Source organism: Acidimicrobiales bacterium (assembly GCA_041394265.1).
Taxonomy (GTDB): Bacteria; Actinomycetota; Acidimicrobiia; order Acidimicrobiales; family SZUA-35; genus JBBQUN01.
The window spans coordinates 1,694,244-1,712,189 of the sequence record JAWKIO010000005.1; the positions used below are offsets into that span (position 1 = coordinate 1,694,244).

The window sequence follows — 17,946 nt, forward strand, 5'->3', positions numbered from 1 at the left end:
GCCCTACCCCTTCAACTGCACGAGATCGTCGGCCGTGGCCGTTGGACGGCGGCGCAGCAGTGCCACCACGATCGACAGGCCGACGACCACTTCGGCGGCAGCCACCACGAGAACGAAGAAGACGGCCGTTTGCCCGGCGATGTCGTTGAGCGCCTTGGAGAACGAGACGAACGAGATGTTGACGGCGTTCAGCATCAGCTCGACGCACATGAACATGATGAGCGGGTTGCGTCGGGTCAGCAGGCCGACCGTCCCGATCGTGAACAGCAGCGCGCTCAGGATCAGGTACCAGGTTTGGGTCACCTCCATGAGGTCACCTCGCTTGTCTTCGGAGTCTGCACGTCAGCCTCGGGGGTCATCGGTTCGCGGTACCCGGCTCATCGACGACGAGGTCTTCCGCGCCCTGGTTGCGCACCAGCACCACGGCTCCCACCGTGGCGATCGTGAGCAGCAGCGCAGTGGCCTCGAAGGCGAAGAGGTTGCGGGTGAAGAGATCTCGGGCGAGCGCCACCACGTTCGAGTCAGGCTCGCGCATGTTGGTCGGGTCGATCGACGTGGGGCCGCCGGCCTTGATGCCCGGCGCGTCGAGCGCCTGGCTCATCTCGGGCTGACCGGTGATGGCGACCGCTCCCTGCTCGCCGCCGGGACCTGACAGGAAGAGGCCGCCGAAGATCAGCAGCAACATGACGGCGCCACCGGCGAGGGCGGCTGGCCGCTGGTTGACCAGAGGTTCGGTGCGGATGTCTTCGACCTTGTCGACACCGAGCAACATGATGACGAAGAGGAACAGCACGACGATCGCGCCGCCATAGACCACCACCTGCACGAGGGCGAGGAAGTGGGCCTCCTGCAGAACGAAGAGGACCGCAACACCGAAGAAGCTTGCGACCAATGAGAGCGCGGCCCGGACCGGGTTGGGGTTGACGACCACGCCGACGGCACCGCCGAGCACGATGATCGCCGAGACGATGAAGACTGCGACATCCATCAGTGATGACCTCCGTGGCTGTCATGACCGTGGTCGTCGTGGGCTTCGACGACGGGTTCGGGGTCTTCGCCGTGCTGGCCCGCTTCGGGTGCACGCACGCCGTAGCCGAGCTCGCCGGCCCAGCCGACGGTGCCCTCGTAGGACGCCTTGCCACCCGGTGACGTGGCTCGCATCCAGCCCGAGGTGTGCTCGTCGTCGCCCGGTCGCCAGTCTTCCCACGGAAGGAACTGCGGCTTGCCGTCGTCGCCGACGAGCAGCTCGTTCTTGGTGTAGATGGCGTCGTCGCGGTTGGTGAAGGAGAACTCGAACAGCTTGGTTTCGGTGATCGCCTGCGTGGGGCACGCCTCGACACACATGTCGCAATGGATGCAGCGCAGGTAGTTGATCTCGTAGATGAACCCGAACCGCTCGCCCGGCGATTTGGGATCGTCGACCGGGTTGTCGGCGCCGCGGACGTAGATGCACTTGGCCGGGCACACACCGGCGCACAGCTCGCAACCGATGCACTTCTCCATGCCGTCTTCGTAGCGGTTCAGCACGTGGCGACCGTGCAGCCGCGGCGGCTTCGGGGCCTTGGTATCGGGCGCTTCGCCTTTGCGGCCGCCGCGGTACTCCCGGGTGGTGACGCCCTCGCCCCACTTGCGGAAGGTGACGGCGAATCCTTCGAGGTAGCCCATCAGTGATCAGCTCCCTTGGCGGGCCCGGCAGCCCCTGCAGTGGTGGCGCCCGTCAGCGTGGGCACCACGCTGAGGCCGGCGGCGTCGAGTCGATCCTGGCGTGCGTTCTTGGAGGCCTTGACCACCAGCGAGGCGCCGATGCCCAACCCGATGATCGCGACGATGATGGCGATCAGGGTGTCGGCGACCGTGTCGTCGGTGATCCCGAGATTGCCGTCTTGCGAGATACGAATCGCACCGAGCACGAGCAGCCAACCCAGCGACAGCGGGATCAGGAGTTTCCACCCCAGATCCATGAGCTGGTCGTAGCGGAGACGGGGAAGCGTTGCCCGGAACCACACGAAGGTGAACAGGAAGAAGTTCAGCTTGAAGAGGAACCAGAGCAAGCCACCGAAGGCACCGAGCGAGACGTCGGTGAAGGGGATGTCGAACAGGGGCGACGGGCCACCGAAGAAGAGGGTGACCATGATCGCCGACATCGTGACGGTGTTCATGAACTCGGCGAGGAAGAACAGGGCGAAGCGGATCGAGGAGTACTCGGTGTGGAAGCCACCGACAAGTTCCTGCTCGGCTTCGACGAGGTCGAACGGTGGCCGGTTCAGCTCGGCGGTACCGGCGATGAGGAACACGACGAAGGGGATGACGCCCGTGGCGACGAGGTGCCAGTTGGCGATCCCGCCGACCTGGTTGGCCACGATCTGGTGGGTGCTGAGCGAGCCGGCCACCATGATGACCGCAGCGAGTGCCAGGCCGAGCGCCGCCTCGTAGGAGATGGCCTGGGCCGTGGCCCGGATCGAACCCAGCAATGGGTACTTCGAGCCCGACGACCAGCCGGCGAGCATGACGCCGTAGATGCCGATCGAGCTCATCGCCAGGAAGAAGAGGATGCCGACCGGGACGTCGGCCACCTGCCAGTAGAACTCACGCCCGCCGATGGTGCTCGAGCCGGTGCCGCCCTCACCGAAGTTGCCGGCGATCGGGATGAGCGTGAAGGTGAGGAAGGCCGGGACCAACGACAGATACGGCGCCAGCTGGAAGACGAACCGATCCGCCTTGGTGGGGATGATGTCTTCCTTCATGAAGAGCTTGGTGCCGTCGGCCAGGGTCTGGAGGAGGCCGAAGGGACCGGCGACGTTCGGGCCGATGCGGTTCTGGAGACGGCTGACGACCTTGCGTTCGTACCAGACCATGAACATGGTGGCGACGAGACAGATCGCGAAGGCGGCGACCACCATCACGATCACCATCACGAAGTCCCAGAAGTCGACGCCGTCTCGGAGGAATGGATGTCCCATCAGCGTGCCGTCACTCGTAGGTCGGTGACCAAACGGTCAGTGGATGTCAACGTGCCCGGGTCGAAGCCAGGCAGCCGGAACGATGCACGAGCCGTGCCGCGAGGCACCGCAGGTGAGGAGGCGACGGGAGCGGTCGTCTTGCCGCCTGCGTACTCGACCGTGACCTCGCTGCCGGCGGCGACGCCCAGCGCCTCGAAGTCGGCGGGTGAGAGCTCGAGTCGGCCTGGCGATGGGAGGTGCGCAAGCGATGCCGATTGCTGCACCGTTGTTCCCAGATCCCAGAGCTTCCGATCGATCACCAGTCGAAGACCGTAGCCGTCGGCGGCGGGTGCGACGACGGATGCGGCAGATGGCACGGTCCAGTCACGCCCGATGTCGAGGATCGGTCCGTCTTCGGAGCGAGCGAGGCCGGCCCAATCGACGTTCGCGAACGAGCGAACGTTGGACGACAGGTCCTCGCGGAGTTCGGCCAGCGTGGCGAAGCCGAGATCGGCGCCCATGGCCCGAGCCACTTCGGCCGCGATCATCCAGTCGGGACGAGCTTGGCCGGGAGGCGTGACCTTCGCTTGGAGCGGGCTGATGCGACCCTCGAGATTGACGAAACTGCCGTCGACCTCACCGAACGCAGCGGCTGGCAACACGAGGTTGGCTCGGCTCGACGAAGCCGTGAGGAACAGGTCGACGGCGATGATCGTGTCGACGGCATCGAACGCCGCTTCCACCAGCGCCCGATTGGGGTGGTCGACCAGCGGGTCGGCGCCGAGCAGCACGAGGGTCTTGATCGTGCCGTTGGCCGCAGCGGTGAGGATGCCGTCGGCATCGAGACCGGGCTCGACGAGGGCATCGCCTCGGGTGTCGACACCGGGGGTCAAGCCGAGTTCCAGCGCACCCATGACGTTGCCCCGGCGCAACGCCGGCAACACCTTGAGCTGGGGTGCGGCCTTGCGCAGGTGCTCGACAGCGGCGAGCGTGAACGCCGCATCTTCGGCCAAGTTGGCTCGGCCCACGATGACCGTGACGGGTCGGCCGGAGCCGATGAGGTCGGCGGCCTTGGCCAGTGCAGCCGAGTTGACGCCAGGGATCGCACGGTTGACGTCGCCCGAGGCGATCGCATCGGCGACGACGCCGGCATTGCCAGGCAGGGGGCGCAGGGAGGCTGCGGCGTGGGGCAGCAGCGACGTGGCGGTCGGCGTGATCTCGATGATCGAGGCGCCATCGAACTCAGCGGCGTGGCGCAGCCGCAGGAACAGCGTGGGCAGCTCCTCCTTGGGGTCGGCACCCAGGAGCACGATGACCCCGCCCGGTGCGACCGCTTCGGCGATGGTGGCTCGAGGCATCGACAGCACCGCCTGATCGGGCAGGCCGTCGGAGAGCTGGGCGTCGATGTTGTGCACACCGGCGACCGAGCGCAGCAGCTTCGACCAGGCGTACTGGCCTTCGACCGGCAGACGGGCGCCACCGAGGACGCCGACCCGGGTGGGTTCAGCCTCGATGGCCTTGGCGACGCGTGCGGCGGCTTCGGCCCAGCGGATCGTGGTGGGTTCGGCGTCGCCAGCGGCCTGCGACAGCGGGGCGCGAAGACGCTCGTCGGAGTTGGTGGCTTCGTAGGCGAACCGTTCCTTGTCGGAGAGCCACGACCAGTTGACGGCCTCGGAGTCGACACCGAGGACACGCAAGAGGCGGTCACGTGAGGACTGGAGCACCACGCGCGCGCCGGTGGCGTCGACGGTGGAGGTGGACTCGTTCTCGGCGAGGTCCCACGGGCGAGCCTTGAAGCGATAGGGCTCGGCGGTCAGCGCGCCGACCGGGCAGATCTGCACCGTGTTGCCGCTGAAGTAGGACGAGAACGGATGGTCGGGGAAGGTGTTGACCTGGGTGTCGGCACCACGACCGATGAAGTGGATGAGCGGATCACCCGCCACTTCCTTGGAGAAGCGGGTGCAGCGATCACAGAGGATGCAGCGCTCGCGATCGAGGTAGACGAGGTCGCTGATCGGGATGGGTTTTTCGTAGTGCCGCTTCTCTTCCACGAAGCGGCTCTCGCCCGGACCGTAGGCGTAGGCGTTGTCCTGGAGCGGACATTCGCCGCCCTTGTCGCAGACCGGACAGTCGAGTGGATGGTTGATGAGGAGGAGTTCGAGCACACCGTCCTGGGCGGCTTTGGCCGACTCGACTTCGGTGTTCACCTTCATGTCGGGCGTGACCGGCAACATGCACGATGGCTGGAGGCTCGGGCCGCGTCCGCCATCGACCTCGACCAGGCACATCCGGCACATACCGACCGGCGTCATGCGAGGGTGGTAACAGAACCGGGGGATGTGGACGCCGTTGCGCTCGGCGGCGTCGATGAGCAACTCACCGTCGTTGGCCTCGCACGGCGTGCCGTTGAGCACGAACGGGACGCCGGTGACGGCCGGAGTGGGATCGGTGGCGGTCATCAATGCGCTCCTGAGACGGCAGTGGCCGCCGGTTCGGTGGCTGCAGTGGCGGGCGCCTCGTGGGCGTCGACGGGCGTGGCGGCGTTGGCCGGATTGGCGGCGATCTTCGCCTCGAATTCGTCGCGGAAGCGGCGGATGGCCGACGTGATCGGTGCCACCGACGAGGGGCCCAGCGGACAGATCGTGGTCTGCTTCGGCGGGAACGGCACCGCCGTCAGGCCGGCTTCGGGGTGAGCAGCGACCGGGTACGGCCCGGGGCTGATGTTCTCACCGATCGACAGTAGCAGCTCGATGTCGTCGGGTCGGCCGTGACCGTCGAGGATGCGCTGGAGCACCTTCTCTTCCCAGCTGGTGCCCTCGCGGCACGGCGTGCACTTGCCGCAGGACTCGCGGGCGTAGAAGCGCACGAGTCGCAACGCCGACTTCACGGCGCACGAGGTGTGGTCCATCACGATGATGGCGCCGGAACCGAGCATCGACCCCTCGGCACCGGCGACGCGACCCTCGAGCGGAACGTCGAGCTGCTCGGGGAAGAACCAGGGCGCCGAGCCGCCACCGGGCACGAACGCCTTCAGGTCGTTGCCGTTGCGGATGCCCTGTCCGTAGTTGTCGCCGTAGAACAGGTCGCGGAAGGTGGTGATGCCCTGCTCGACCTCGTAGACACCAGGACGATTGACGTGGCCGCTGACCGCCACCATGCGGGTGCCCGGCGAGGCCTCGGAGCCCATCTTCTTGTATTCGATCGGACCGTGCTCGATGATCCACGGCACGTTCGACAGCGTCTCGACGTTGTTGACGATCGTTGGCTTGAGGTAGAGGCCCTTGGCGGCCGGGAAGAACGGCGGCTTCAACCGGGGCATGCCGCGATTGCCTTCGAGCGACTCGATCAGCGCCGTCTCTTCACCGACGATGTAGGCACCGGCGCCCCAGTGCAGCACGACGTCGATGCTGACGTCGGTGCCCATGATGTCCTTGCCGACGAAACCGGCGGCGTAGGCGTCGTTGAGGGCCTGAGCGACTCGTTCCTGCGCAAGTGCCATCTCACCGCGGATGTAGAGGAAGCACTGGTTCAGCCCGAGTGCGTAGCAGGTGATGACGCAGCCTTCGATCAGCTGATGCGGATCGCGCTCCATGAGGAGTCGGTCCTTGTAGGTGCCCGGCTCGGACTCGTCGCCGTTGACCACGAGGTAGCGGGGCCACACCGGCGGCATGAATCCCCACTTGATCCCGGCCGGGAACCCGGCGCCACCACGACCGAGCAACACCGCTTCCTTGACCTCACCGGCCACCTCGGCCGGAGACATGGCGAGCGCCTTGCGCAACGCCTCGTAGCCACCGGTGGCCTGCGAACGCTCGAGCGTGAAGGAGTCTTCGTAGGGGAAGCGACTGCTGACGACCTTGGGGCCCTCGTTGTCGACGTATCCCGCGGCGTGGGGGATGTACGCGTTGGTGGCCATCTACGCTCCTTCCGGTGCTGCGGCGGCCTCGCGGCTGGCGAACCAGTCGGGCTTGGTCGTCTGTTCGGGCGGGGCGATCCCGCCGAGGCGGTCGGCCGGGATGTGTTGCCGCACCAGGCCGAGCGTGCCGTGGTTGGGGATGTCGGCCCGCTTCCCGCTGCGGAGATCATCGACCAGCTGGTCGAAGTGCTCGATCGTGACCCGATTCTCGAAGCGGTAGTTCACGCTGAGGCACGGCGCCTCGGTGCAGGCGGCGATGCACTCGACGTCTTCGATCGTGAAGAGGCCGTCATCGGTCGTACCGCCGGCACGGATGCCGAGGGTGTCCTCGGCGTGGTGCAACAGCTCTTCGGCCCCCATCAGCTGGCAGCTCAGGTTGGTACAGATGTTGATCTTGTACTTGCCGACCGGGTGACGCACGAACATCTCGTAGAACGAGCAGGTGCCGAGAACTTCGGCCGGGGTGACGCCCACCAGTTCGGCGAGGTGCTCCATGGCGTCGTCGGCCACGTAGCCGTCTTGCTCCTGGGCCAGGTGCAACAGCGGGATGAGCGCCGACTTGGGGCGGGGATAGCGAGCGATGATCTCTTTCGCCAACGAGACGTTGGCGGCGTTCAGGCGTGGCACTTAGCGGTCCACCTCTCCCAGGATCGGATCGGCCGACGAGATGATCGCCACGGCGTCGGCGAGGAGACCGTCGGCCATCATGTGCGGCAGCGTTTGCAGGTTGATGAAGCTCGGCGGGCGGATCGACATGCGGTACGGCTTCGACGAGCCGTCGCTGACGATGTAGCAACCGAGCTCACCGCGAGGTGACTCAACCGAGGCGTAGGCCTCGCCTTCGGGGACCTTGAAGCCCTCGGTGAAGATCTTGAAGTGATGGATCAGCGCTTCCATGGACTCGTCGATCCGGGCCCGGGGCGGCGGCGTGACCTTGGTGTCTTGCACCCGGTAGTCACCCTTTGGCATCAGATCGAGGATCTGATGCAGGATCCGCATCGATTCGCGGATCTCGTTCAGCCGGATCGCGAAGCGGTCGAACGAATCGCCGTAGGTGCCGACGACGACGTCGAACTCGACCTGGTCGTAGGCGAGGTAGGGCTGGTCGCGACGCAGATCGGCGGGGATGCCGGTGGCACGGAGCAGTGGGCCGGTGGCCGACAGCGCCATGGCCTCCTCGGGCCCGAGCACACCTACGCCCTGCAGACGGTCTCGCCAGATCGGCTGCCCGGTCATGAGGGTGTCGTACTCGTCGAGGCGGTGCGGCAGCATCTCGAGGAGCCGCAGGACCTCGGTGCGCCAGCCGTCAGGGAGGTCGGCGGCAACGCCACCCGGGCGGATGTAGTTGTGGTTCATGCGCAGGCCCGTGACCGATTCGAAGAATCGAAGCACCTGCTCGCGCTCGCGCCAGCCGTAGATCATCATGGAGACCGCACCGAGGTCCATGCCGTTGGTGGCCATGAACAACAGATGCGACGAGATGCGGTTCATCTCGGTCATGAGCATGCGGATCCAGGTGGCCCGCTCGGGGATCTCGACGCCGAGCAACTTCTCGGTGGCGAGCGAGAACGCCAGCTCGGTGAACAGCGGCGAGGCGTAGTCCATCCGGGTCACATTCGTGGAGCCCTGCAGGAAGGTGAGCGCCTCGGCCTGCTTCTCCATTCCGGTATGGAGATAGCCGACGACCGGCTTGGAGCGACGAACGGTCTCGCCGTCCATTTCGAGCATGAGCCGCAACACACCGTGGGTCGAGGGGTGCGACGGACCCATGTTGATCAACATGGTCTGGTCGTTCTCGTCTTCCAACGGAGCGTCGGCCAGCTCGGCCATCTGTACTTCGGACATTCGCAGCACGGCATGGCGGCGAGGCAGAAGGTGGAGCTGCCCCTCGGGAGTCTCGGATGCTTCGTGGACTGCGGCGTCGGTGGGGCGTTCGGTGACCGTCATTGGTGCTCCTAGCGCGCGCCGGGCGCGCCCTTGAACTGCACGGGGATCGCGCCGATGGCGTAGTCCTTGCGCAACGGATGACCCTGCCAGCTCTCCGGCATGAGGATGCGGGAGAGATCGGGGTGGTCGATGAATTCGATGCCGAACATGTCGTAGACCTCGCGCTCGAGGAAGTCGAGGCCGGGGTAGAACGTGGTCAGCGAGGCGATGGCCGGATCATCGGCCGGCAGTTGCACCTTGGCCCACAGGCGACGGTTGCCCTCGATGTCGGCGAAGGCGGCGACGACTTCGAACCGTTCGCCCGCCACGCCCTCGGGCAACGGACGGTTCCCTTTGTAGGTGAGGTAGTCGACGGCGGTGAGGTCGAGGCCCATGGTGAACCCGTCGGCGAGCAGCGCACGAGCGAGGTCGAGCCACTGGTCTCGGGTGGGGTGGAGCACGAGGCGCTCACCGGACTCGTCGGCCAGGACGCCGTAGCGTTCCGGCGGCGGCGTTGGCGCCGCTTCCTCGGCGTCGACGGCGGTGTCGGAAGTGTCGCTCATCAGCGCCGCCCCACGGTGATGAGGTTGGAACCCCCGGAAGCGGTGCGTTCTTCGATGACGATGCCGGCACCGGCGCCGGTGGCTTCGCGGCGTCGCATGATCTCGCCGGTCTCGATCTTCGTGTGCAGGGTGTTGATCGCATGGATGAGGGTTTCGGGGCCGGGAGGGCAACCCGGTGCGTAGACGTCGACCGGGACGATCTGGTCGACGCCCTGCACGATGGCGTAGTTGTTGAACATGCCGCCCGACGAGGCACAGACACCCATCGAGATGACCCACTTGGGTTCCATCATCTGGTCGTAGACCTGTCGAAGTACTGGCGCCATCTTCTGCGAGACCCGACCGGCGACGATCATGATGTCGGCCTGACGCGGCGAGGCCCGGAACACTTCCATGCCGAGCCGAGCCATGTCGTAGTGAGACCCACCGGCGGCCATCATCTCGATGGCGCAACACGCGAGCCCAAAGGTGGCGGGCCAGGAGGACCGAGCGCGGGTCCACTTGATGAACGACTCGAGTTGGCCGGTGAGCACGTTGTGCTCCATGCCCTCGAGGCCGTGGGCCTGGATGTCGGCGAACCCCATCAGGCGACGTCCTCTCTGGCGACGGCGGCAACACGGCGATCGGGCACCCGTACCTCGTCGAAACGACCGTCGGTACCGACCCGGCGGATCGTGGTGGTGGTGGTGCGGGCGCTCGAGCGCATCTCGTGCTGACGGGTGTTGACCTGGAGCGGCCCCCAGTCGAGTGCACCCTTGGAAATCAGGTAGACGAACGACTCGAAGACCAGCAACGAGAACACGATCATGGCGATCAGACCCGGAAGCGCCAGCTCGCGGTGCACCATCGCCCACGGGTAGAGGAAGATGATCTCGATGTCGAAGATGATGAAGAGCATCGCCACGAGGTAGAAGCGGACGGGAAACCGCTGCGGCGGCTCTCGGCCGGGGACGATGCCGCACTCGTAGGGCGCGTATTTCTCGACCGTGGGACGGCGAGGAGCGAGCAGCTTCGATGCCACGAAACTGCCAGCGGCGAAGAGCACCGCCAAGACCGTCAATGCCAGGATCGGCAGATATTGGGCCATGGGTGTCCTTTCGTTCTCAGGTGTGGTGGGGATGCTAGAGCGAGAGGGTCATGACCCGATGGGGCCAAAGGTCCGTACCCGTAGAACGAGCACGCGGTGACCGTCTTGATCAAGCGTTGGCGCGGATTTCCGCCTCGTGGTTGTCACGAACGTGGAGGGCGTAGCAGAACACCGCGAACAGGAGACCACTGAACAGGGTGAACATTGCCGGGGTGAAGCGTAGACCGCCGAACAGCCAAGGCATCGGGCCGCCGCGATCGCGTTCCATCACCACGTTGTAGATCGGCTTCTCCGGATCGACCTGGGCGACCGGCGGCGCCTGGCCGGGCAGGGTCGGCTGCTCGACGATCCCCTGGACCTGGATCACCATGAGTTCTTCGGTGTGGATCGCATGCAGCGTCATGGTGTCGAGCTTGTGCAACGCCCGTTTGGGGGCATCGGTGAAGGTCTCGACCCACTGGTTCTTGTCGGGGTCGTCGGCATCGATGTCGGGGTCGAGCAACGGCTTGCCCCCGGTGTTGAAGGCGCCGAACTGGAGCGGCAGGTAGTCACCGGCACCCTCGTACACCTCGAACTCGATGAGATACTCACCGGCGAGCGACGTCGCCTCGCCTCGAGTCGGGTCGGAGGTCGACAGGTACCGCCAGTCGGCGAACTCCCCCTCGTTGTCACGGACGAACGCCACGGCCTCGGCCTGAGCGAGATCGGGATCATCCGATGTCACGCCGTCGGCCGGTGATACCTCGTCGAGAGCGAAACCCAACTCCTGCGCTCGTTCACTCTCGGCCAGGTCGAGGTTTTCCGGAACGATTTCGACGAGCTCCCATGTGGGAGGTTGGCCGCGCCAACCGATTCCGTAGACCGTCCAGAAGACGCCCATCAACATCATCCAGCCAAACAGGCCTGCGCCGGCGATCAGCCCGCCGGTTCGCGATCCGGAGTTGGTCGCGACCAGCAGGTAGGTGCCGCCGATCAGGACGACCACGCCGACCATGACCGACAGCAGGCCACGGATGAACGGGTCGAAGCCGAGCCCGTCGATGAAAGACAGCATGTGGATCATCTAGAGACCTCGCTCGTAGTCGACGACCGCCTGGATGAACGAGGGCGGCAGGGTGGCACCGAAGCCGGGCATCATGCCGGCGTGGCTCTGTCCGCCCCGGCCGTAGCCCTTGCCGGCATCGGCGCCGGAGTAGACGAAGTCGTAGTGCGCCTGGCTGGTGCGTTCGGGCATCTCGACCACGGTGCAATCGCCACCGAGTCGACCATCGGCGAACTCGATCACATTGCCGGCGAGATCGGCGGGATCGAGCACAGGCGGGTCGGCGAACCCGTTCGTGGTGGCGGTGCCTTCTGGGGCATCCGCTGCGAGAACGAGTGGGATCGAGGGATCGAACGGATACGCGTTGGCGGAGATACCACCCGGTTCCCACAGTGCCGACTCGAAGGCGCACGCCGCGAGGTCGCCGGCGTTCTCGCCTTCCTCGATCACGATGAAGGGCCGTGCCGCACCAGTCTCGTCTTCGAGATCGGAGATCGGAACGCCCTTCTCGTCGAGTTGGACCCGAGTCTCACCGTCGGCGCCAAGGAGGTAATTGCGGCCATCCTCGCCGGTGAGGCCACCCGATGGCAACCAACCACCGTTCAGCGTGATCTCGACCTTGCTGCTCTCGATGACGTGAGTTTCACCGGTGTTCGGCAGCTTCCAGGTGTCGTTCGGGAAGCGCTCGAGCACCGAACCACCACACAGGTTGTAGCCGATGCCCGAGGGATCACCGCCGCCGCAACCGGCGACGCCTTCGTCGAGCACGTTGGGCGACACGTCGATGCCGAGCGACCAGCCGGCCGTATGGCAACGACCACAGCTGAGCGACCCGGCCTGGTAGCCGGAGAAGAGTCCGAGATTGAACACCGCCTCGCCGATGGTGGCGAACTCGCCGTCGTCGAGCGAGCGTTGGACCTCGTCGCGGATGCCCGTGGTCAGTTCGGCAGCTGCGGTTGCTGCCGCCTCGGGATCAGCCGACTCGCTGATGGCGATCGGGTCGAGCGTCTGCACCTGGAGCGTGCCGAGGTAGGTGATGATCTCCTCGATGTTCTGCGAGGTGAGCGGACCGCCACCCGGCGTGCCCCACGCCGCCATCGGGGATCCCGGGCGACCGTAGTTGAGGATGTAGGTGACCTCTTCCTCGGAGTAGCGAAGCAGCACGTTGTTGAGTGCCGGAGCGGTCCAGTTGGCGTTGGCGATGAACTGGCCATCGGCGTCTTGCAGCACGTAGGGCGCGATGCCGCCCACACCACCGGCGGCATGGCAGTTCACGCACTGCGCACCCTGGGTGTAGAGGCGGCCGCCGAAGACCTCGAAGCGGAAGTCGTAGGCCTCGACGGCGCCCTCTTGACGACCGGGCTCGGCCAGCCAGTAGAAGGGCAGCGCCATGGCGATCAGCCCGAGGCAAACGAGGGCGAAGCTCAGCGAACGGTCGAGCTTCGGGCCTTCGAGCTCCTCGTCGGAGAGGTACTCACGCTTGTTGGCGGCCAGCTCGAGCTCGGAGCCGAGTTCGGGCTTGGCCTGGATCATGTTGCGGACGAACAGCGCAACGTAGGCCAGGAAGACGAGTACCGCGACCGTGAGGCCGATCGCTCGGTAGTTCGCTGCGAGCAGCATGGTCGAAATCATCAGTGTCCCTCCGAGGCCCCGATGCAGTTGGGACCCTCGGCCTCTTGACCGGTGGTGTTGGTGCCGATCGGCGGGCCCTGGATGACCACGCCCGTGTCGACGATCAGCTCGTTGGCTGCCGTGACCTCCATCGGGAAGCGGTCCATGCCACGGGGAGCGGGACCGCCCTTCTTCTCACCGACTCGGTTGTACTGCGACCCGTGACACGGGCACTCGAACCACTGCGAGGTGCCACATTCGGGAACACGGCAGCCGAGGTGAGGACAGGTCTGGTAGAGGGCGGTGACGCCGGCGTTGAGACCCTGCTCCACCTGTGGGTAGAAGGCGTACTGGGAGACGGCCTTCTCGAGCGCGGGCTGGGGGTACTCGGTGACCCACATGCGACCTTCGGGGACGTAGAAGAACCCGCCACCGGCGATGATCGCGGCCTGGATGTCGGGGATGCGGCCAACGTTGATCTTGGCACCGAAGCCACTGGCTCCCTGCGGCCACAGGAATCCGATCGCCGCGGCGCCGAACCCGGACAGGCCGAGCCCGAACATCGCGACGATGCTGCGGTTCAGGAATTGGCGTCGGGCGACACCGAGGGTTTCGGGGTCGGGTGGGACGTAGGCAACCGGGGCGGACGGGCCGGTGGCGACGAGCGCTCCCGATTGTTCCTTGCGAGCAAGGGCCTCGACGGCGCGACCCGAGACCGCGGTCTCGCTCGCGCCACTGCCCACGTTGACCGGACGGTCGCGTTTGACGGTCTCGCCCGAGAGCTGACCGAGGGCGGTGTTGGTGTCCTTGCGTCGCAGCGACGTCGCCACGCCGACGACGGCCAACAACGCCAGGACGACAACGGCGGCGATGATGATGCCAATCACGTGCGGATCCTCTCTCTCAGAGCTCGAAGAACAGTCCGTCGTTCCAGGGGAAGACGAAGTTGAAGCCAGGGCCACGGAAGAACGAGCCGATGATCACCAACACCGCCCAGAACATCATGAACACGGTGAACATCGAGACGGCGAACTTGCGATCTTCTGGCTTGTTGGACGGGTTCTTGTCGATGTAGGGGACCATCGTCAAGATGATCAGGCCGATGCCGGGAATGGTCACGCCGGCCACCATCGGGTGGAACAGGGTGAGGAGTTCCTGGAGGCCGAGGAAGTACCACGGCGCCTTCGACGGGTTCGGGGTCTGGTTGACGTTGGCCAGCTCGAGCAGTGGGGCATTCGACCAGATCGAGAAGAAGGTCAAGAAGCCGAGGCAGAACAACGCCGCACCGAACTCGACCACGATGAGGTGGGGCCAGGTGTGCACCTTGTCGTGCGGGGTCATCTTGATGTCTTGGATCGAGCCCGACTTGACGACGGTGAGCAGTCGCTGGGTGTGGCCACCCGGGCCGCTCATGACCGGGGCGTCGGCCACAGCGGTAGCAGCGGCCACCGCAGCACCTGCGGTTGCCGCCGGCGCAACGGCGGTCTCGGCCTCTTTGGACTTCGCCGACTTCGACCGCTCCAGCAGGTGTGCCGGGATCTTCGATGCCGCGGGGTCGCTGGGCGCGTCGCTGGCAGCGGCGGGAGCTGGCTCGGGAGCCGAACTCTCGGCCTTCTTCCGAGCCTCTTCGGCACGCTTGCGGAGATGTTCTGGGATCTCGGTCATGGATGGAAGTCTCTTTGATCTCGGGCGGGGAACGACGTGGTGGGAGGAGCGGGCCTAGAGCGGACCGCTGATCCCGCCGTCCTTACGGACTCGCCAGAAGTGGATGGCCATGAAGATGACGGTGACGAACGGCAGCATGAGCACGTGCAGCACGTACCAGCGCAGGAGGGTGTCGGTGCCGATGACCTTGCCGCCGAGGAGGACGAACCGGACCTGGTCGCCGAAGACCGGGGTATAGCCCATCATGTTGGTACCCACGGTCACGGCCCACAGCGCCAGCTGGTCCCACGGCAACAGGTAGCCGGTGAACGACAGCAGGAGGGTCATCTGCAAAAGGATCGTGCCGATGACCCAGTTGAACTCGCGGGGCGCCTTGTAGGCACCGTGATAGAAGACACGGGCCATGTGGAGGAACACCGACAACACCATGAGGTGGGCACCCCATCGATGCATGTTTCGAACCAGGAGGCCGAAGGTCACCGAGGTCTGCAGCGTCTGGATGTCGGTCCAGGCCGCAGCCGCGGTGGGACGGTAGAAGAACATCAAGAAGATGCCGGTGACCGTGAGCACGATGAAGAGGAAGAAGCTGAGTCCGCCCAGACAGAGGGTGTAGGACACCTTCACTGCGTGCCGCTTCACCTTCACCGGGTGCAGGTGATAGAGCACGCTGTTCATGATCACGTAGGAACGGTTCCGGGGGCTGTCGGTGTAGCCCTTGCGGAAGACCGAGCCGGGTCGGAAGATCGAGTTCCAGGTCTGGGAGCCCTGCACCGAATCGGTGAGACCGGCGAGCTGCGTCTGCACCCGCTCACCGAGAGAGGGCTTGTCTTGGATCGACTTTGCCATGTGGGTTTCCTGTTGGGTCGTGTGGAAAGTGGTGCTCAGGCGAGGCGCATGCCGTAGCCGTAGCCATGGGAGGGGGTTCGCTGGTGGAGGTCGCCGGTGGCGTTCGGGTCGACGATCTTGCCGAGGATGATCACACCGGTGGGGCAGCGATCGACGCAGAGTGCGCACCGCGTGCAGACGTCGTCGTCGATCGTGAAGATGAAGGCGTCGTTGGGGTCGTCGCCGGGGCGGGCGATGCCGTAGCTCTCGGCGATGACATCGGTGGGCTGCATATGGATGCACTTCCACGGGCAGATGTCGACACAGCCCTCACAGGCGATGCATTCCGACTGATCGATGTGGATGAACTGCTTCGGCTTGACGGCCTTGCCCAGATAGTCGGCATCGACCTCGACCAAGACGTAGTCGTCTCGGAATTCTGGGAGTGGCGGATTGGCGTCGGTCGTTGCCATCAGGCGTCAGCTCCGCTTCACCAGGGGACGACCGTAGGTGCTGGTCTCGATCTCCTTGGCGGCAGCGCTGGCATCACCACGGACCTGCCAGTCGACCCACATCTTGGTCATGCCGCCGAGGAAGACGATGTAGATGAGGGCTGCGATGGTGTCGGACAGCACGCGATAGGTGACCTCGAACGGGAACCAGCCACCGCGGCTCTTGGCGGTGATGAGGCCCCAGGCATCCCAGATCCGGTCGGCACGCCAGCTCCACTCGTTCTCGGCGAGGGTGAGCCACTGGTGGGGGACGACACCGAAGACCAGGTAGAGGATGCAGAACACGTAGATGCTGCCGAACATCGCCTCGCCCCAGGTGGTGCGGGTTCCCTGCGGGCGTCGCTTGGCGTACCACATGATGGCCAGGCTCATCACGACTGCGATCAATGTCGACACCACGAGGGCGACCACGGCGAAACTCCTGAATGGACGAAAAGGGCAGTTCACGGCGGCCGTGGGGGCATCCGACACGCGGCGGACGAACACGACTTTGTGAAGCTCTGCACAATCTACAGCGGGAAAGTGGGTCACCGACAAACCGGTGACCGGATAACGAGCACCGTCGGTGTAGCACGCAAACGTCGCCGAGGCGACCTTTCCCGTCGTTTTCACCGCCGCAGGATCGACGCGATCACCCGCAGTCGACCGCCCGGAGATCCAGGACGCTGCCCGAGCTTGGCTGACGACAGAGAAAAACGAGCGAAAGAAATGCTGCGTCAAGAATGGGCAGGTGCAGCCGATCGGACCTAGCATTGTCCCCTGTTCCGTCCTGACGGACGCGCCCCGACCCCTGGAACCCCCGGACGTATCGTGACCGAGATCCCAGAACATCTTCTCAAGCGAAGCAGAAAGGCCAAGGGCGGTTCGTCCGCCGACGGCGACGCTTCCCCCGCTGGCGAGGCCGTCACCCCGGCCGCTTCCTCCGCTGCCGCTGCACCCGCGGGCGTGCCGCCGGCGCTGGCGAAGGCTGCCGCGTCGATGAGCCCCGACAAGCCTGCGGCACCGGCCAAGCCGGTCCCGGCCTACATCGCGGCCGCCAATGCTCGGAAGAAGATGCCGATCTGGGCCATGGGCCTGGTGTTCGCCCTGCCGATCTGGGCCTGGATCTACGCCGGCACCATGCAGGAGCAGGCCGTCGAAGACACGTTCCTCATCGACGCTGCCGAGATCTACACCGTCGAGGGCGGATGCGCTGGTTGCCACGGCGCCGGGGGTGGCGGCGGGAGCGGGTACCAGTTCAGCGCCGGCGAAATCATGAAGACGTTCCCCTCCCCCGTCGACCAGATGGTGCACATCGCCCGTGGGTCGGCGGCCATCACCGGCGAGCAGTACGGCGATCCGAATCGCGACGGTGGCGCCCGCATCGCCGGGCAGCGAGGCGTGATGCCCGGCTTCGGAGGAACGCTGTCGCTCGAACACCTCGAACTCGTCGTCTACCACGAGCGCCACATCCTCGGTGGCGAGGAACTCACCACCGAAGCCTTCATCGCCTGGGAAGAGGAACTGCGCGAGAAGATCGAGTCCGGCAGTTCGACCCCGATCACCGACGAGGTGTTCCAGATGCTGCTGTCGTGCGCCAACCCCGAGTTCACCCCGGGCGCCACCGGCGCTCCGGAGAACCCCGAGGAGTGCCCCGGCCCGAAGGCGGCCGAAGGTGAGGAAGCCGCACTGGGCGGCTGATCACCCAACAGGTGACCACACTCGACACAACGGGCATCGGCCAACGGCCGGTGCCCGTTCTCGTTCACCGACGAAGGCGTCGCCGTCGTGGCGCGAAGGTGATGGCGTTGATGTGAATTTGTCCGACGAGGTTGGGTTCCCGCGCCCGCATCGGCCCCAACTGCTGGTAGTTCTGAATAC

General features: G+C 65.6%; 19 protein-coding genes. 1 reads left to right on the top strand and 18 read right to left on the bottom strand.

Annotated features, from left to right (window positions below):
* Positions 1–3 precede the first annotated feature (3 nt).
* The 18 genes from nuoK to R2733_08305 all read right to left on the bottom strand — a co-directional run bounded on the left by nuoK (position 4) and on the right by R2733_08305 (position 16,497).
* The gene (gene nuoK / locus R2733_08220) at positions 4–309 is read right to left on the bottom strand and encodes an NADH-quinone oxidoreductase subunit NuoK (protein ID MEZ5376486.1); all 306 of its coding nucleotides are present in this window, start codon (positions 307–309) and stop codon (positions 4–6) included.
* Positions 310–355: 46 nt separating this feature from the next.
* Positions 356–988, bottom strand: a complete 633-nt coding sequence (locus R2733_08225) for an NADH-quinone oxidoreductase subunit J (GenBank protein ID MEZ5376487.1) — start codon at positions 986–988, stop codon at positions 356–358.
* On the bottom strand, positions 988–1,665 hold the full coding sequence (nuoI, locus tag R2733_08230; GenBank protein MEZ5376488.1) for an NADH-quinone oxidoreductase subunit NuoI: 678 nt from the start codon (positions 1,663–1,665) through the stop codon (positions 988–990). Before nuoI ends, R2733_08225 begins: the two co-directional genes overlap by 1 nt.
* A complete protein-coding gene (nuoH, locus tag R2733_08235) occupies positions 1,665–2,960 on the bottom strand; it encodes an NADH-quinone oxidoreductase subunit NuoH (GenBank protein MEZ5376489.1) in 1,296 nt (431 codons plus the stop codon). Before nuoH ends, nuoI begins: the two co-directional genes overlap by 1 nt.
* Positions 2,960–5,398 (bottom strand): NADH-quinone oxidoreductase subunit NuoG, encoded by a 2,439-nt coding sequence (gene nuoG / locus R2733_08240; GenBank protein MEZ5376490.1) that lies wholly within the window; start codon positions 5,396–5,398, stop codon positions 2,960–2,962. The genes nuoH and nuoG overlap by 1 nt, the downstream gene beginning before the upstream one ends.
* Entirely contained in the window at positions 5,398–6,855 is a 1,458-nt protein-coding gene (gene nuoF, locus R2733_08245) for an NADH-quinone oxidoreductase subunit NuoF (GenBank protein ID MEZ5376491.1), read from the bottom strand. The genes nuoG and nuoF overlap by 1 nt, the downstream gene beginning before the upstream one ends.
* Positions 6,856–7,482 (bottom strand): NAD(P)H-dependent oxidoreductase subunit E, encoded by a 627-nt coding sequence (locus tag R2733_08250; GenBank protein ID MEZ5376492.1) that lies wholly within the window; start codon positions 7,480–7,482, stop codon positions 6,856–6,858.
* A complete protein-coding gene (locus tag R2733_08255) occupies positions 7,483–8,802 on the bottom strand; it encodes an NADH-quinone oxidoreductase subunit D (protein ID MEZ5376493.1) in 1,320 nt (439 codons plus the stop codon).
* A gap of 8 nt (positions 8,803–8,810) precedes the next feature.
* A complete protein-coding gene (locus R2733_08260; protein ID MEZ5376494.1) occupies positions 8,811–9,344 on the bottom strand; it encodes an NADH-quinone oxidoreductase subunit C in 534 nt (177 codons plus the stop codon).
* Entirely contained in the window at positions 9,344–9,889 is a 546-nt protein-coding gene (locus R2733_08265; protein ID MEZ5376495.1) for an NADH-quinone oxidoreductase subunit B family protein, read from the bottom strand. Before R2733_08265 ends, R2733_08260 begins: the two co-directional genes overlap by 1 nt.
* Before the next feature lie 38 nt (positions 9,890–9,927).
* Positions 9,928–10,431 (bottom strand): NADH-quinone oxidoreductase subunit A, encoded by a 504-nt coding sequence (ndhC, locus tag R2733_08270; GenBank protein MEZ5376496.1) that lies wholly within the window; start codon positions 10,429–10,431, stop codon positions 9,928–9,930.
* Between the two features lie 109 nt (positions 10,432–10,540).
* Entirely contained in the window at positions 10,541–11,485 is a 945-nt protein-coding gene (locus R2733_08275) for a hypothetical protein (GenBank protein ID MEZ5376497.1), read from the bottom strand.
* Between the two features lie 9 nt (positions 11,486–11,494).
* On the bottom strand, positions 11,495–13,105 hold the full coding sequence (locus R2733_08280; GenBank protein MEZ5376498.1) for a cytochrome c: 1,611 nt from the start codon (positions 13,103–13,105) through the stop codon (positions 11,495–11,497).
* Positions 13,105–13,971, bottom strand: coding sequence for a Rieske 2Fe-2S domain-containing protein (locus R2733_08285; GenBank protein MEZ5376499.1), 867 nt, complete (start codon positions 13,969–13,971; stop codon positions 13,105–13,107). The genes R2733_08280 and R2733_08285 overlap by 1 nt, the downstream gene beginning before the upstream one ends.
* 16 nt (positions 13,972–13,987) lie before the next feature.
* Complete coding sequence (locus tag R2733_08290; GenBank protein MEZ5376500.1) at positions 13,988–14,749, bottom strand: menaquinol-cytochrome c reductase cytochrome b subunit; 762 nt, start codon at positions 14,747–14,749, stop codon at positions 13,988–13,990.
* Between the two features lie 54 nt (positions 14,750–14,803).
* On the bottom strand, positions 14,804–15,595 hold the full coding sequence (gene extP / locus R2733_08295) for a selenite/tellurite reduction operon b-type cytochrome ExtP (GenBank protein ID MEZ5376501.1): 792 nt from the start codon (positions 15,593–15,595) through the stop codon (positions 14,804–14,806).
* Between the two features lie 35 nt (positions 15,596–15,630).
* Positions 15,631–16,047, bottom strand: a complete 417-nt coding sequence (locus tag R2733_08300) for a 4Fe-4S binding protein (protein ID MEZ5376502.1) — start codon at positions 16,045–16,047, stop codon at positions 15,631–15,633.
* Positions 16,048–16,053: 6 nt separating this feature from the next.
* Complete coding sequence (locus tag R2733_08305; protein ID MEZ5376503.1) at positions 16,054–16,497, bottom strand: hypothetical protein; 444 nt, start codon at positions 16,495–16,497, stop codon at positions 16,054–16,056.
* Between the two features lie 399 nt (positions 16,498–16,896).
* Between R2733_08305 and R2733_08310 the strand changes: the two genes are divergently transcribed.
* Positions 16,897–17,766 (top strand): hypothetical protein, encoded by an 870-nt coding sequence (locus tag R2733_08310; protein ID MEZ5376504.1) that lies wholly within the window; start codon positions 16,897–16,899, stop codon positions 17,764–17,766.
* The last annotated feature ends 180 nt before the right edge of the window (positions 17,767–17,946 follow it).

Coding starts and splice junctions, on each gene's coding strand:
- nuoH (MEZ5376489.1), bottom strand. CDS start 2,960: ATGGGACATCCATTCCTCCGAGACGGCGTCGACTTCTGGGACTTCGTG.
- nuoI (MEZ5376488.1), bottom strand. CDS start 1,665: ATGGGCTACCTCGAAGGATTCGCCGTCACCTTCCGCAAGTGGGGCGAG.
- R2733_08265 (MEZ5376495.1), bottom strand. CDS start 9,889: ATGGAGCACAACGTGCTCACCGGCCAACTCGAGTCGTTCATCAAGTGG.
- nuoF (MEZ5376491.1), bottom strand. CDS start 6,855: ATGGCCACCAACGCGTACATCCCCCACGCCGCGGGATACGTCGACAAC.
- nuoK (MEZ5376486.1), bottom strand. CDS start 309: ATGGAGGTGACCCAAACCTGGTACCTGATCCTGAGCGCGCTGCTGTTC.
- extP (MEZ5376501.1), bottom strand. CDS start 15,595: ATGGCAAAGTCGATCCAAGACAAGCCCTCTCTCGGTGAGCGGGTGCAG.
- R2733_08290 (MEZ5376500.1), bottom strand. CDS start 14,749: ATGACCGAGATCCCAGAACATCTCCGCAAGCGTGCCGAAGAGGCTCGG.
- R2733_08280 (MEZ5376498.1), bottom strand. CDS start 13,105: ATGATTTCGACCATGCTGCTCGCAGCGAACTACCGAGCGATCGGCCTC.
- R2733_08225 (MEZ5376487.1), bottom strand. CDS start 988: ATGGATGTCGCAGTCTTCATCGTCTCGGCGATCATCGTGCTCGGCGGT.
- nuoG (MEZ5376490.1), bottom strand. CDS start 5,398: ATGACCGCCACCGATCCCACTCCGGCCGTCACCGGCGTCCCGTTCGTG.
- R2733_08275 (MEZ5376497.1), bottom strand. CDS start 11,485: ATGCTGTCTTTCATCGACGGGCTCGGCTTCGACCCGTTCATCCGTGGC.
- R2733_08300 (MEZ5376502.1), bottom strand. CDS start 16,047: ATGGCAACGACCGACGCCAATCCGCCACTCCCAGAATTCCGAGACGAC.
- R2733_08260 (MEZ5376494.1), bottom strand. CDS start 9,344: ATGAGCGACACTTCCGACACCGCCGTCGACGCCGAGGAAGCGGCGCCA.
- ndhC (MEZ5376496.1), bottom strand. CDS start 10,431: ATGGCCCAATATCTGCCGATCCTGGCATTGACGGTCTTGGCGGTGCTC.
- R2733_08255 (MEZ5376493.1), bottom strand. CDS start 8,802: ATGACGGTCACCGAACGCCCCACCGACGCCGCAGTCCACGAAGCATCC.